General features: G+C 65.7%; 20 protein-coding genes. 12 read left to right on the top strand and 8 right to left on the bottom strand.

The window, feature by feature from the left end; genetic code table 11:
* The first annotated feature begins 66 nt into the window (after nt 1-66).
* Both ACJYUO_RS07470 and lwrS read left to right on the top strand, forming a co-directional pair.
* Nucleotides 67-348: a 4a-hydroxytetrahydrobiopterin dehydratase gene (locus tag ACJYUO_RS07470; protein ID WP_494344762.1), complete on the top strand. Its 282-nt coding sequence runs from the start codon at nt 67-69 to the stop codon at nt 346-348.
* Between the two features lie 58 nt (nt 349-406).
* The gene (gene lwrS / locus ACJYUO_RS07475) at nt 407-799 is read left to right on the top strand and encodes an LWR-salt protein (protein WP_494344763.1); all 393 of its coding nucleotides are present in this window, start codon (nt 407-409) and stop codon (nt 797-799) included.
* A 33-nt stretch (nt 800-832) separates the two neighbouring features.
* Here lwrS and ACJYUO_RS07480 read toward each other — a convergent pair whose 3' ends face one another.
* Together ACJYUO_RS07480 and ACJYUO_RS07485 are read right to left on the bottom strand one after the other, a co-directional pair.
* Nucleotides 833-1261 carry a VOC family protein gene (locus tag ACJYUO_RS07480; RefSeq protein WP_494344764.1) on the bottom strand — a complete coding sequence of 143 codons (429 nt, stop codon included), beginning with the start codon at nt 1259-1261 and terminating at the stop codon, nt 833-835.
* Between the two features lie 122 nt (nt 1262-1383).
* Nucleotides 1384-1746 carry a cupin domain-containing protein gene (locus ACJYUO_RS07485; protein ID WP_494344765.1) on the bottom strand — a complete coding sequence of 121 codons (363 nt, stop codon included), beginning with the start codon at nt 1744-1746 and terminating at the stop codon, nt 1384-1386.
* An 83-nt stretch (nt 1747-1829) separates the two neighbouring features.
* Here ACJYUO_RS07485 and ACJYUO_RS07490 point away from each other — a divergent pair, with 83 nt between their 5' ends.
* The 7 genes from ACJYUO_RS07490 (at nt 1830) to ACJYUO_RS07520 (ending at nt 6748) form a co-directional block, all read left to right on the top strand.
* On the top strand, nt 1830-2723 hold the full coding sequence (locus ACJYUO_RS07490; protein WP_494344766.1) for an ABC transporter substrate-binding protein: 894 nt from the start codon (nt 1830-1832) through the stop codon (nt 2721-2723).
* Nucleotides 2724-2782: 59 nt separating this feature from the next.
* Complete coding sequence (locus ACJYUO_RS07495; RefSeq protein WP_494344767.1) at nt 2783-3799, top strand: ABC transporter substrate-binding protein; 1017 nt, start codon at nt 2783-2785, stop codon at nt 3797-3799.
* Nucleotides 3796-4776, top strand: a complete 981-nt coding sequence (locus tag ACJYUO_RS07500; protein WP_494344768.1) for an ABC transporter substrate-binding protein — start codon at nt 3796-3798, stop codon at nt 4774-4776. The genes ACJYUO_RS07495 and ACJYUO_RS07500 overlap by 4 nt, the downstream gene beginning before the upstream one ends.
* 104 nt (nt 4777-4880) lie before the next feature.
* Nucleotides 4881-5516, top strand: a complete 636-nt coding sequence (locus tag ACJYUO_RS07505; protein WP_494344769.1) for an HAD family hydrolase — start codon at nt 4881-4883, stop codon at nt 5514-5516.
* 100 nt (nt 5517-5616) lie between these two features.
* The gene (locus tag ACJYUO_RS07510) at nt 5617-6099 is read left to right on the top strand and encodes an Lrp/AsnC family transcriptional regulator (RefSeq protein ID WP_494344770.1); all 483 of its coding nucleotides are present in this window, start codon (nt 5617-5619) and stop codon (nt 6097-6099) included.
* 146 nt (nt 6100-6245) lie between these two features.
* A complete protein-coding gene (ddfA, locus tag ACJYUO_RS07515; protein ID WP_494344771.1) occupies nt 6246-6554 on the top strand; it encodes a DdfA family disk-determining factor in 309 nt (102 codons plus the stop codon).
* Nucleotides 6551-6748: a hypothetical protein gene (locus ACJYUO_RS07520; protein WP_494344772.1), complete on the top strand. Its 198-nt coding sequence runs from the start codon at nt 6551-6553 to the stop codon at nt 6746-6748. The genes ddfA and ACJYUO_RS07520 overlap by 4 nt, the downstream gene beginning before the upstream one ends.
* 47 nt (nt 6749-6795) lie before the next feature.
* On the opposite strand, the gene ACJYUO_RS07525 is transcribed toward ACJYUO_RS07520, so the two are convergent.
* Entirely contained in the window at nt 6796-7059 is a 264-nt protein-coding gene (locus ACJYUO_RS07525; protein ID WP_494344773.1) for a glutathione S-transferase N-terminal domain-containing protein, read from the bottom strand.
* A gap of 145 nt (nt 7060-7204) precedes the next feature.
* Between ACJYUO_RS07525 and ACJYUO_RS07530 the strand changes: the two genes are divergently transcribed.
* On the top strand, nt 7205-7537 hold the full coding sequence (locus tag ACJYUO_RS07530) for a hypothetical protein (RefSeq protein WP_494344774.1): 333 nt from the start codon (nt 7205-7207) through the stop codon (nt 7535-7537).
* Nucleotides 7538-7688: 151 nt separating this feature from the next.
* Here the strand turns inward: ACJYUO_RS07530 and hemA are convergent, their stop codons facing one another.
* The 4 genes from hemA to ACJYUO_RS07550 all read right to left on the bottom strand — a co-directional run bounded on the left by hemA (nt 7689) and on the right by ACJYUO_RS07550 (nt 11409).
* The gene (hemA, locus tag ACJYUO_RS07535) at nt 7689-9038 is read right to left on the bottom strand and encodes a glutamyl-tRNA reductase (RefSeq protein WP_494344775.1); all 1350 of its coding nucleotides are present in this window, start codon (nt 9036-9038) and stop codon (nt 7689-7691) included.
* Nucleotides 9038-9694 (bottom strand): precorrin-2 dehydrogenase/sirohydrochlorin ferrochelatase family protein, encoded by a 657-nt coding sequence (locus ACJYUO_RS07540; RefSeq protein ID WP_494344776.1) that lies wholly within the window; start codon nt 9692-9694, stop codon nt 9038-9040. Before ACJYUO_RS07540 ends, hemA begins: the two co-directional genes overlap by 1 nt.
* A gap of 26 nt (nt 9695-9720) precedes the next feature.
* Nucleotides 9721-10803 (bottom strand): siroheme decarboxylase subunit beta, encoded by a 1083-nt coding sequence (ahbB, locus tag ACJYUO_RS07545; RefSeq protein ID WP_494344777.1) that lies wholly within the window; start codon nt 10801-10803, stop codon nt 9721-9723.
* Nucleotides 10804-11004: 201 nt separating this feature from the next.
* Nucleotides 11005-11409 (bottom strand): DUF5778 family protein, encoded by a 405-nt coding sequence (locus ACJYUO_RS07550; RefSeq protein WP_494344778.1) that lies wholly within the window; start codon nt 11407-11409, stop codon nt 11005-11007.
* Nucleotides 11410-11545: 136 nt separating this feature from the next.
* On the opposite strand from ACJYUO_RS07550, the gene uppS reads away from it, so the two are divergent.
* Both uppS and ACJYUO_RS07560 read left to right on the top strand, forming a co-directional pair.
* Entirely contained in the window at nt 11546-12478 is a 933-nt protein-coding gene (gene uppS, locus ACJYUO_RS07555; RefSeq protein ID WP_494344779.1) for a polyprenyl diphosphate synthase, read from the top strand.
* 90 nt (nt 12479-12568) lie between these two features.
* Nucleotides 12569-12958 (top strand): DUF7344 domain-containing protein, encoded by a 390-nt coding sequence (locus ACJYUO_RS07560; RefSeq protein ID WP_494344780.1) that lies wholly within the window; start codon nt 12569-12571, stop codon nt 12956-12958.
* Here the strand turns inward: ACJYUO_RS07560 and ACJYUO_RS07565 are convergent.
* Entirely contained in the window at nt 12955-13560 is a 606-nt protein-coding gene (locus tag ACJYUO_RS07565) for an undecaprenyl diphosphate synthase family protein (protein WP_494344781.1), read from the bottom strand. The two genes, ACJYUO_RS07560 and ACJYUO_RS07565, sit on opposite strands and share 4 nt — an antisense overlap.
* Nucleotides 13561-13629: the final 69 nt, after the last annotated feature.

A 13629-nucleotide genomic window follows, 5' to 3' on the forward strand; every position in this document is an offset into this window, starting at 1 on the left:
ACGATCGGCCGCGAGGAGACGGAAGACGACCCAATCGTTATTTGGGTGGATTGCGTTCGGCACCACATGGCTGACCTGCTTTCCGACGAGGAGATCGAGGCGCAACTCCCCGCCGACTGGGACCGCGAGGACGACGAGATCGTTCGAGTCTACAAATTTGACGACTACCTTCGCGGCGTCAACTTCGCCCAGATGGTCGGCGAAATCGCCGAAGCGCAGTTTCACCACCCCGAAATCATCATCCGCTACTCCGGTATCGAAATCCGGCTGACTTCCCACGAGGAGGGCGGGATCACCGAAAACGACATCGAGATGGCGGAACTGATCGAGTCCGAGCGCAACGCCTGAGCCGGACTCGAGAGAGACCATCACCGAGATCGATCCGCAACGGGCCGATGACTCCACGATGGACGCACACTACACCTTCCGCGTTCGGTTCCGCATCGAACCCGCAGCGCCGTTCGTCTCCCTCGAGCCGAGCAGCGCCGAGACGACGGTCACGCTCTTTCGCGACGCGCCGGAACCGGGCACCGAGGGCTGGCTCTTCTTCCGCAACACGCTCTGGCGCGGCGAGGTTTCCGACGAGAAGTACGCCCGACAGCTCGCCGCGGAGTGGCTCGGCGTCCCCGAGCGGACCATTGAGTCCGTCGACTTCCGCGAACTGCAGACCGACGAGGCCTCCCTCGAGGCCCTCGAGTCGGCAATCGCAGCGGACCTCGAACTGTTCAACGCCGAGAGCGTCTCCGAGGTGCTCTCGAAGTATCTGGGCTCGAGCATCCGCGTGACCGATTCGTCGTGAAGACGGGGAACCGTCCCGGGTTGGGCTTTCGCGTCACTCCACGTCGTCGTGGGTCAGTAGCCGCCGCGTTCGCTCGCCGGCGGGCTCCTCGTACGTGATGACCTCGAGGAGGTTGCCGTCCGGATCGAGGAAGTAGAACCCCTCGAACTCCCCCCAGTCGTAGGGTCCCTGTTTCGGGAACTGCTCGGCGAGATCGTCTACCAGCGTGTCATAGCTTCCACGGTCGGTCTCGAACGCGAGGTGGGCCTTATCGAGCGGGTGCTCGAGCCCGCGCTCGCCCCAGTTGTCGGCACGGCCGGTTTCGGCGAGCGTGACGACGGTTTCGCCGGCCCGGAACATCGCGTGTGCGCCCTGAAAATCCGCGGGCGGCCTGACCAGTTCGAGGTCGAGGGTGTCGCGGTAGAACTCGTAGCAGGGCTCGAGGGCGTCGACATCGACGTTGATGTGATCGACGGCGTCCATGCGAGCAGATACCACGGGCGGCCCCAATATACTATCCGTGGCAGCGGCTGCCGGCCGGCCCCGGGCCGGCGCGTCCCCGCTCGAGCCGGGTTCTCCGCGGCCGAAATGGCTTGCCGTGATCCTCAGTCCTGGTCGACCGCCGACGGCGTTCGCCGCCAGTCTGGCTCCTCTCGCGGCGGTGCGAGGACGCCGATGCCGATCGCGTCCTCGTCGGTCCGATTCTCGGCCCCGTGGCGCTCGTTGCTCGAGAACATGTACGCGTCGCCGGCCGTCAGCGCGTACTCCTCGCCCTCGACGATCGCGGTGAGTTCCCCCTCGAGCACGAAGCCGATCTGTTCGTTCGCGTGCGTGTGAGCGGGCAGCGTGGCCCCTGACTCGATTTTCCAGTAGACCATGCCGGCTCGCTCCCCAGCGGGAAGGTCCGCGAGGGCAACCCCGTCGGCGACCGCCTCGAACTCCGGGCGCGCCGTCGATATCCGTTTCATGGGAACGGGGCTCACTCACCACGCCTGCACTGATAAACGTACCATGAAAACGTTTTAAGCCGCTCTTCGGTGTGGGTTGGTCCATGTTAGCAGACCGATCGGTCCGGCTGTTCCACCTCCCGTTCTCGTTTATGCTGCCACAGACGGTGGCGGCCGAACGGGGCTACTACCGCGAGGAGGGGCTCGCGGTCGATCTCGTCGAGCGAGACAGACGCGACGTCTCGGTGAAGTATATCCCCGCGGAGGAGACGCTGACGGGCGACTACGACGTTGATCTCTACCCCATCTGCAAGTGGGAGAGCATCCGCCGGACATGGGACATGGACGACGGACGAGTAGTCGCGAACGGAACCTTCGCGAACCTCCCGTACACGGTCTTTACCCGCCCCGATTCCGCGATCGAGTCGCCGGCCGACCTCGCGAACGTGCCGGTCGGGGTCAATCTGCGGACCGGCCAGGAGTACACCGCCCGCAAAGCACTCGAGGAACACGTCCCCCCAGACGAGATCGCCCTCGTCGGCTGCGGAATGCCGACCGACCGCCTGCGGGCGCTTCACGAGGGCCGCGTCGACGCCGTGACGCTTATCGACCCCCACAGCACCCTCGCGGACCACCTCGGGTTCCGGCGACTCCTCGAGTACGACAACCACATGGGCATCGTCGGGAGCGACGACGTCGACCGGGACCTGCTCGAAGCGTTCCTGCGCGCCTACGGCCGCGCGGTCGCAGACATCAACGCGAACCCAGCTGCCTTTCGCGGCACATACCTCGAGATGCTCGAGGCCGACGCCGCGGTCGCGCCCGACCTATTCGACGATGTCGACATCGAAGCCGTCCGCGAGGAGATCACCGTCCCGCGGTACGAGGTCCCTGACCCGGCCGACCGCGAGGAACTCGACGACCACCTCGAGTGGATGCGGGACCGCGGACTGATCGACGAAGGCGCGGTGATCGACGACATCGTCGCGCCGCTGTAAGCGGTTCCGGCGATACTAACCAACCCCACTCAGGACCCGTCCACTCACCGACCCCACTCATGACTCAAATCGACATCAGTTCACAACAGGCCGCGATCGACGACTATCAGGGCAACCCCGGCGACCGCCCCGTCCTCCGGGCGCGGTTCGAGCACAACGGCAGCCCGCGATACATGCTCTATACGATCAAGCGGTTCGGCTACGATCACGACCACGACTTCCACCTCGACTTGCAACTCGTCTCCGACGAGTTAGACGAGGGCCGGGAGACGGTCGAGGCGAAACTGCAAGAGGGCGACGCCGATCTGATCGACATCGACTACATCTCGACGGCCCGCGAGCGCGCCGACGGCGCGCCGATCGTCGCTTTCCACCCCTACGGCCAGACCGTCGGCGGGCTGGTCGCGTCGACCGACTCGCCGATCGAGGGCCTCGCGGACCTCTCCGGCCACCGGATCGGCGTCGTCAGACGGCTCGACAAGAACTGGATCCTCGTCCGGGCGGCCTGCCGGGCGGCCCACGGCTTCGACCCCGACGAGACGGCCACGCCGGTCGAAGCCGGCTCGAAGGTCGAGCTCACGCGGCTGCTCGAGGACGACGAGGTCGACGCCGTCCTGCAGTTCTGGCAGATCGTTCCGGAGATCGTCGAAACCGGACCGTACCACGAGGTGCTGCCGATGTCGACGCTGGTCGATCGCCTTGCCGGCACCGAATCCGACGCCGATCGTCCGATCCCCATCTCGACGTTCCTGACGAGCGAGGCGTATCTGGCCGACCACCCCGATGCCGTCAGCGGGTTCACGGGTGCGTTTCGGGACGCAGTGGAGCGATTACAGCGCGACGACGCCCTCTGGGACGAGATCGGAGAGCAGCTCATGTACGAGGATGACCCCGTGGTCGTCCGGGCCGTCCGCGACCGGTGGCGCGAGATGGTCGTCGCCGACTGGGACGAGACGACCGTCGAGGGGATGGAACGGCTGTTCGAGCACCTCAGATCAGTCGCCGGTGCGGACGCACTCGGCGTCGAGGAACTCCCCGAGGGGCTGTTCCGCCCCGAACTCGAGGTGGAGGCATGACCGACGCCGCCCTCTCGTTTCAGCTTAACTGGGAGCCAAACGGCTTCCAGTCGCCGTACTTCCTCGCCCGCGAGGCGGGCTTTTACGAGGCCGAAGGCCTCGAGATCGAGTTCGTCGAGGGACACGGTTCGCCGTACGCGGCCGAACGTGGGGCTCGCGGCGACGCGGATATCGCACTCGCCGGCGCGAGCGCCGTCTTGGCCAAACAGAGTGAGGGGCTCGAGCCGCTCGCAGTCGCGGCGGTGACCCAGAAGACGCCGGCGGCCGTCTACACGCTTCGGGATGTCTTCGGCGAGGCGCTTACCGATCCCGAACAGCTCGCCGGCCGAACCGTCGCGCCCTCCGCGACGAAGACGCGGATCCTCACGGCCCAGTTGCTCGAGGACGCGGGTATCCGCGACGAGGTCCACCTCCTCGATGTCGATCCGCACACCCACCACCGTGTCCAGCACAAGGTGATCGACGGAACCGTCGACGCGGCGGTCGGCGTCGTCACCAACGGAGTCGAAATCGGGCGGGAACACGATCGGACGCCCGACGAACTCCCGATCGGTGACTACCTCGATATCTACGGGATGACCCTCGTCACCGGCCCCGAGTTCGCCGCCGAGCGGCCCGACACGATCCGAGCGTTCCTCCGGGCGACCGCCCGCGGCTGGGCCGCCGCGACCCGCGATCCGGAGCGGGCAATCGACGTGCTGGTCGACCGCAACGCAACCCTCGAGCGCAACAGGGAGATCGAACGACTGAAGTTCGAGACCGCCGCCCACCAGCTCCAGTTCACGCCGTATGTCGGGACCCACGGCTGGGGCGCACAGGACGGGGGGCGCTGGCAGCGCTTGGGCGAGACGCTGTCGGAGACCGCGCTGCTCGAGGGCGAGATCGATCCGGACGCGGTCTGGACCGACGAGTTCCGGCCCGCCGACGAGCCGCTCGTCGCGGAGTACGCCGATCGCGTTCGGCCGACGGCGGACTGACCTAACCGCCGGTCGCGGATCGGTTTCGTCGGTCGGGTCGGCTTCGCGGACTCTCGATTCGGGCGATAGACATTTACTCGAGAATCACCTATCCTTGCGTCCGAATGGTGTTCGAGCGCGACTACGACTTCTGGCTGCTCGATCTCGACGGGACGCTCGTCGACGTCGAGTGGTCCTACACTCGCGACGTATTCGACCGGGTCGGCGACCGGGTCGGCCGCGAGTTCACTGACCGGGAGGCCGACATCCTCTGGAACGGCCTGACCGGCTCTCGCGACCGGCAACTCGAGACGTGGGGCGTCGACCCCGTCGAGTTCTGGGCGGCCTTCCACGACGAGGAAGACCCCATGGTCCGAGCCGAACAGACCTACCTCCACGAGGACGCGGCGTTCGTCGCCGACCTCGAGGTGCCAGTCGGGCTGGTTACCCACTGTCAGGAGTTCCTCGCCGAACCCGTCCTGGACCACCTCGGGATCGGCGACTGGTTCGACGCGCGCCTGTGCTGTACCGAGGAGACGGGCTGGAAGCCCGATCCGGGGCCAGTCCAGTCGGTCATGGCCGACCTGGGCGTCGGCCACAACGGCCACCGGGGCGTGCTCGCGGGCGACGGTGCCTGCGACGTCGGCGCGGCCTGGAACGCCGGCCTCGACGCGATCCACGTCGAACGGGTCGGCCACGAGCGACGGGGACGGTGCGTGCTCGGCGACTACCGCGTCCAGTCGTTCGCGGAACTGTGCTGAGCCATCGCCGCTCGAGAGCGCCGGCAGCGGAACCGGCCCGGGTCCGTCCCGACGATATTTCAAGGACAATTCCCTTTTCGATCGACGGCGGAGTATCCGTATGGAACTCGACGGGACGGACCACGCGATCCTCTACCTCCTGCAGGCGGAGAGTCGCGCGGACTTCACCCACGAAGAGATCGCCGAGCGGATCGACGTCTCCTCGAGCACCGTCAGCAACCGCATCCAACGGCTGGAAGACGAGGGGGTCCTCGAGAAGTTCGATCCGGTGATCGACTACGAGAAGGCGGGTGCACCCCACCACATCCTGTTCGTCTGTACGGCCCCGATCGCCGAGCGCAGGGACCTCTGTGATCGGGCGATCGAGGTGTCGAACGTGGTCCACACCCGCGAGCTGCTGACCGGGTCACAGAACCTCCACGTCGAAGTCGTCGGAATGCAGTCCGGCGACATCGAGACCGTCGCGGAAAAACTGGATGCCATCGGACTCGAGATCGACAGGTCGGAGATTCTCCGATCGGAGTACAGCCGCCCCTTCGATCACTTCGGGGCCGACGTCGTCGACGAACCGGAATCGGAGTGAGAACGGCCAATTAACACGTGCGGAGATGGCTCGGAATGGACCAAGCGTTCCTTTTGTGGGCTGCAGCCAGAACAGATCTTTCCTGCTGGCCACCCGCAATGAGAACTACCACTGTACTTATATATTCTACTGGCCTTACTCGGATAATGGACTCACAGCCCTCCAATCGAGTCGGCAACGATGCACGGACGCCGGTGTCGATTCGCGTCGTCGAAGCGGTCGCGGAACGAGAAGGAATCGATCCGATCGAGGTCTCGCCGCCGCTTCACGATGCGATCGATTCGACCGCGCTGGACGCCCTCTTCGAGCCGACCCGGTCCGGGAAGCGCGACGCCGGGTTCGTTTCGTTCACCTACCGCGGACACGACGTTCGCGTCGAGAGCGACGGTCGGATCGAGTTCGAATCCGAGACCGAAAGGGATTCGGGAGTTCGGTCGGAGACAGAGTCACGATGAAGTACTGCCTCGACTGCGACTGGAGTCTGAACGCGGCCGACGAACCGTCCCAGCGCGACCGCTCGCAGGCGGCCATCGACCACCACGTCGAGACCGGACACACGATCGACTCGAGCGAATCGATTGTCCGCCCGGCCACGCCCGACGTCCCCAGTGCGGTCCTCGTTCGCGATCTGGTCCCCTCGAGCGACTGAGCGTCCGATCGCGCTTCTCGGAGCGACAGTCCCCGACAGCGACCGCACTACTCGTAGTGCTCCTCGAGGTAGTCGACGATGTCCTCGCTTTCGTAGAGTTGTTCCCTGCGATCGGTATCGACGAGGAACGGGATCGCGTCTTCGCCGCCGAGGTCCGTCATCGCCCGCTGGGCCCACTCGTTGAGCACGTCGCCGCCCTCGTGGCCGGGCCGCCGGGGGTTGTGAATGACGTACGAGACGCCCAGATCCGTCAGTTTCTCGCGGACCGTACTGCTGTGCGGACAGCCCTCGGCCTGATAGAGTTCGAGCATCGGGGATCTCGACTACGCCGCGTCGTATAACCGTTGGCCGCGCATCATCCGTCGATCGCGATTGGTAACCGATTCGCGGTATTCACCCATTCTTACCATTCTATCGACAGGAAAGCTTATGCCGGGATACTCGGGTTATCGGAGCATGGCACGCGATCAACCGGTACAGAACCGGACCGCCACGGCTGCAACTGACAGTACACTTCCAAATCTCGTGACGATCGTCGGACGAGGCGTCCCTTCGAACTACGAGATCGCCGTCGACGGCGACCTCGAGATGCTCACCGACGATCCCGTCGCCGAGGGCACCGTCATCGCCGGCAGCGTCGCCGAGGGTGCAATCGACGTCGGCGTCCAGCGCTTCCGCTTTTCGGGTCAGATGGCGAACGTCCGACTCGTCGACTGGAACGGCAACGAAGCGCCCGACTCCGCGAGCGTCCCAACGGTTCACGTCGAGTACGGCGCGCCGAATCGGTAGTTCTTCGGACCAGTCGACTCCGGGTAGGGCTTTCTGTGGCTCGAGTACGCTCGATTGCACACGGGAGAGCGCCGGCAGTGCGACCGCTGGGAGAGACTGACGCCTCAAGCTATACTGATTCGAAAATTCGCTCGTTTGTCGTCCGCCGGTCTCAGTCGTCGTCGGTCGCGCCGATCCCCGAATCGGGGTTTGCGGTGATGGCCGAGGGCGGCGCGAGCGGGCCGTCGTCGGTGTCGAACTCCGGATTGAACAGTTGGAGGGCGGTGTGGATGGTGCTCCAGTCGTCTTCGGCCGCCGCCTCGCGGAGGCTCTTGGTCGGCGGGGCGAGCAACTGGTTGACCAGCGCGTCGGCCATGGCTTCGACGACCTCGCGTTGCTCGTCGGAAACGTCCTCCCCGAGGTTCGAGAGCGCGGTCTCGACCTCTCGTTTCTTGATCCGCTCGGCGGACTCGTACATCGCCGCGATCGCCTCGTCGGCGCGGGCCCGTTTGTACTGCTCCGTCAATAGGTCGAACTCCGTGTCGATCATCGCCTCGACCTCGCGGGCCGCGTCTGCCCGCTGCTCGCGGGTCTCCGCAGTAATCGACTCGAGGTCGTCCAGATCGAAGACCCGAACCGACGGCAGTGCGTCGGCCGCCGGGGATACGTCCCGCGGCTGGCCGAGGTCGACGACCACCCGCTCGGGCTCGGCATCCGCCCCGTCGGCGTCGTCCTCGAGTTGCCGGGGGCCGAGGATCGGATCCTCGCTGCCGGTCGCCGTCACGACGACATCCGCACGGGTCGCGACGGTATCGAGCGCCTCGAGCGGCGTGGCCGTCGTCTCCGTCGCGTCCGTCTCGTCTTCGATGTCGCTGACGAGATGTTCGGCGTGGGAGACGGTCCGGTTGGCGACGACGAGTTCGTCGATGCCGGCCGAGGCGAGGCTGCGGGCGGCGACCCGTCCCATCTCGCCGGCACCGACGACCAGTGCGGTCGCCCCTTCAAGGCCGATTTCGGCGGCGGCCCGCCGCGTCGCGGCCGAGCCCAGCGAGACGACGCCCTCGTTGATCGCCGTTTCGGTGCGGGCGCGCTCGCCGACGTGGATCGCCTTCGTGACGGCGGCCTCGAGCATCGAGCCGATGCCGCCGGCGTCGCGGGCGTCCTCGTAGGCGGTTCGGACCTGCCCGATGACTTGGTCCTCGCCGAGGATCACCGACTCGAGGCCGGCGGCCACCCGCAGCAGGTGCTGTAAGCTCGCGTCGTGGTCTGTCGTGACGACGGCATCGTCGTCGATCCCGGCGAAAAACTCCTCGAGGGCGGCCCGACCGACGGCGTGGTCGGCGGCGACGACGTACGCCTCGACGCGATTACACGTCGAGAGGACGTACGCCTCCTCGATAGCGGGGACGGTCAGGAGTTCCTCCACGGCGGCGTCCTGACTCTCCGGGCTGGCGTCGGCCAGTTGGTCGACACTGCCGCTCTCGTGGGTCACTCGCGCGGCAGTGACGACTCCGGTCGACATCACACCCCATCACCCCCAGTCGATAGTTCCTCGCCGAGCACGTCCTCAATCACTTGACGGTAGTTAGAAGTACCCGTACGTAAAGCTGTCCAAACATCCGGAGAATTGACGACATCTGTAACGATCTCTCGTCGCCGGGTCGCCGCCACGTCCCTGGATTTGAGTTCCTCGCGCAGTCCCGCGCAGGCGCGGGCCATCTCGCCGGCCCCGTCTACCGTCTCCTCGAGTTCCTGTCGCAGATATTTGCTTAGGGCGGGTGCCGTGCCGCCGGTTGCGACCGCGACGGTAACGGGGTCCTCGCGTACGGTCGCGGGAACGACGACGCTATCGACCTCGCGTTCCCCCGATCGGTCCGCTCGGTTGACGAGTGCCCCTCGATCGCGGGCCGCGTCCGCAACGGCCTCGTTGATCGTCGTGTCATCCGTCGCGGCGACGACCAGGGCAGGTGAAGTCCGCTCAAGCCACGCCGGAACGTCTTCGGCGGCGGGCGCGGTCCGGACCAGTTCGGCGTCGCCGAAGTCCCGATCGGCGAAGTCGGGACTGACGACGACCACCCGCGCCTCGCGGGCGAAGCGTCGGGCTTTCCGCGCCCCGACGGGCCCGCCGCCGAAGATCAGCACCGTCTCGTTCGTGAAATCGTGCAGAAGTGGTATCATTGGAGAGTGTGGTACGTACGGCGGCGCTACTGCTCTCTGGTGTTCGCGTCCGCTCGCGCTGCCATCCGTATCCCAGTTTTCTTCAATATTTGTGTCGAGTGCAAGGTGTCCCAGTCATCGGGAGTTACGTTCCAGTATTCCTCCATCCGTTCCCGAACTTGTTCGACTCGCTGGCGGCTCTCTTCCTCGCTGCGGCCGTGAGTCATCGCGAAGAAGTTGTACGGCCAGACCCCCTCGTGGCGCGGCCGCTGGTAGCAGTGGGTCACGAACGGCAACGCGGCGATTTCGGGTCCAACCTCGGGGACGACCTCGTCCGGCACGTTCCAGACCGTCATCCCGTTTTCCGTGTACCCCAAGGCGTAGTGGTTCGGCACGACGCCGATCCGGCGGATCTTCCCCTCGCGCTCGAACCGTTTGACCGTCTCGAGCACCCACTGGACCTCCCGTCCGATCGCGTCTGCGATGTCCGCATACGACGTTTCGGTCGGGGGGAAGCCGTCCTGAATCTCGAGGACGAGGTCCCGTTCGGCCGGGGACAGCGTCCTGGCGTCTGTCGGCTCGACATCGGGGCCGAGCGCCGAACAGTCGACGCCGGCGGCCTCGATATCGCCCTCGCCGTCGAGCGGGCCGTCGACGTAGAACTTGGCTTCGACGCGAAACTCCTGTCGTTTTGGCAGGTTGTACGTCTCCTGGCCGGTCTCGTCCTCGATTTCAGCCAGGACCTCTGCGACGCGGTCTTCCTCGGCCACCGAGACGACGAACCAGACGTTCAGATGCGGATGCTCGCGCTCGTAGTTGTGGGCCACCTCGCGGCGGTCGTTGACGGTCTCGACGATCTCGTCGAACCGCTCTTCGGGGGCGTGCATGGCGACCAGCGTCGCCGCCCCGCCGATCTCTTGAGCGTTGACGAGGGCTCCGAACCGCGAGAGCACGCCGCGCTCGTCGAGGTCCCGAATCGTCTCGAGTAGTTCCGTCGCATCGATGTCGACCCCGTGGTTACGCATAGCGGCCGCGGCGTCCTCGAAGGGCCGTTCCACGACGGGAAACCCGCCCTGAAAGGCGTTGACGACCGCCCGTTCGCGTTCGGTGAGGTCGACGTCCGTAGTCATACGAAATCCTCGGGACTGACGGAGTATAAGGGAAGTGGAACCGTCCTCGACGGGGCCATCCGCGCTGTCTACTCGGTCGCACACTCCCCAGAAAACACCTGCCCGTTCGACCCGTTATCGTCGCTTTTGAAACGATTTACACACCGATCGCAACGCTATCTTTCGATCGGGTGTATGGTGACTTTCGAGAGCGACGGTCGCTCACTCGCCTTCCACGCCGATCACGTCGAAGCCGAGATCGCGAACGTCTTCGAGGATCGCCTCGTGGTCGGCGCTCGCCTCGTAGTAGATGACGATATCGAAACTGCCCTCCCGAAGCAGTTGCTGGCACTCCCAGACGAACGCCTCGTCCTCGAGAGTCAGGCCCTGATGCTGGTTCGAGGAGAAGTCGGGATCGTCGTTGCCCGAGTGGACGAAGCAGTCTTTCGGGTCGTATCCCGAGTGTTCGGCGATGATGTCGCCGACGTCGATCGTCGCCTGCATCATCTTGACGTCTTCCTGCCCGTCGTACTCCGTTCGGACGACCGCTCCGTTGAGGGCGATGTCCCCGGGCTCGAGCAGTGCCTTGGTCCGCCGGTAGAGGTCGTCGTCGATCGCGTCTGGCATTGGGCGGCCGTTCGCAGTCCGAACGGATAGCCGTCACGATTCCCCCGTCCGTCGGCCCCGACATAAGACGGGCCGGTTCTCACTGCGGACGGGTCACACGCAAGACACATAGTGATCAATGACCTTTTGATGAGCAATGAAGCGGTGGTTCCGTCAGCGCGTCGACTCGGCCTACGAGCGGTTGCTCTCTCGAGAAATCTCCGGTGCGCCGACCCACGTCGCGGTGATTCAGGACGGAAACCGACGGTACGCCCGCAGTCAGGGCGACGACGCCCACGAGGGCCACCGTGCAGGTGCCGAAACGACCGAACGCGTCCTCGAGTGGTGCCAGGACATCGGCGTCGAGGAACTCACGCTGTACACGTTCTCGACGGAGAATTTCGACCGCCCGGACGAGCAAAACGAGGCACTGTTCGACCTGCTCTGTGAGAAGCTCCACGACTTCGCGGACGCCGACCGCGTCCACGACAACGAGGTCTGTATTCGCGCGATCGGCGAGACGGACATGCTCCCAGATCGGGTCCAAGACGCCGTCGAATACGCCGAACGTCGCACGCGGGACTACGATCGGTTCGTGCTCAACATCGCCCTCGCCTACGGCGGTCGCTCGCGATTGCTCGAGGCCACCCGCGGGGTCGCCGCGGACGTCGAAAACGGCACCCTCGAGCCCGACGAAATCGATGTCGAGGACATCGAGCGCCGACTGTACGACCAGCCGCTCCGAGACGTCGACCTGATCATCCGGCCCGCCGGCGAAGAGCGGACCTCGAATTTCCTGCCGTGGCACGCAAACGGCAACGAGGCCGCCGTCTTCTTCTGTACGCCCTACTGGCCGGAGTTCTCGAAAGCCGACTTCCTGCGGGGTATCCGGACCTACGAACACCGACAGGAATCGTGGCGACGGACCCGGGCTCGGCGCGCGCTGGCCCTGCTCGGGGCCGTCAGCGAACCTGAACTCGCCGAGGCCCGCTCGGTCGTCGACCGGTTTCGCGACTCGCTGCCCTCGTCCGAACGGCCCGACGCCGGGGACCTCGAGGCCAACGACTCGAACAGTCGGATCGCGGACTGAGCGGGCCGCACCATCGTCGCTATCGTCGCCGTCACTCTTTCTCACCCCACCCAAAGACCTTTATTTGTCATTCGAGCAACGATACGTACGATGTCGGCACCGACCAGCGCCCCAGCCATCGACGTCGAGCGGTTCGTTCAGCTCACAGATGTCCCGCTCGACGAGGCGTACGCGCTTCTCGCGAACCCCCGAACCCGCCTCACGCTCCACGTCCTCTCGGCGTGTGAACCACCGCTTTCGCTCGGCGGACTCACCGACACTGTGGCCTGCCGAGACGACGCCGACGAACACGCCGTTCGCGTTTCGCTCAGCCACGTCGTCCTCCCGAAACTCGAGTCTCACGACGTCCTCGAGTACGACTGCGAGGCGAACACCGTCCGACTCGACGAACCGGTCGTCGCCGCCGCCGATCCGGTCGCGGATCTCGCCGGCATTCCCGATCCGAGTTCGAACGACCCGCCGCGCGATTCGGCCGATTAGCGACCGAAGCGCCGCGATCGGTTGCAGTACTCCCGGACCGCCCGCAGGAAGTCCCGCTTGCGGAAGTCACGCCAGTTGACATCCGTGAAGTACAGCTCCGAGTAGACCGACTGCCAAATCATGAAATCCGAGAGTCGCTCCGCGCCGGTCTTGATCACCAGATCCGGCTCCGACGGGAAGACGAGGTGGTCCTCGACGGCATCGTCGTCGATCTCGTCGGGCTCGAGGTCGCCTTCGTCGACGCGCTCGGCGAGGGTCCGGACCGCGCTGGTGAACTCGTGTTTGCCGCCGAGGCCGATCCCGATCCGGATCGGCGCGTCGGCCCGTGCCTTGTCCTCCGGTCCGCGAACGGCGACCGGCCGCGGCGCGTCGATCGTCTCGAGTTCGCGCTGTAAGGCCGGCACCGCCGCCGCGTCGAGGACGCTCACGTAGACGGTGATCTGCGAGGCGTACTCGATCGCCCACTCGAAGAAGTCGGTGAGCGTCTCGTAGGCACCCCGCTCTAACAGGTCGCGTTCGGTGATCACGAGCGCGACGTGGTCGGGCGGGTCGGCCTCGTGACGGCGAATCCGAAGGGCCAGATACCGTTCGTACAGTCCCACGCCAGTGACTTTCCCGGCCGGTGCCATACGGGTTACGGGTCGTCGCCGCCGATACCGGCACGGGAAGTT

Source organism: Natrinema sp. CRL1 (assembly GCF_059162405.1).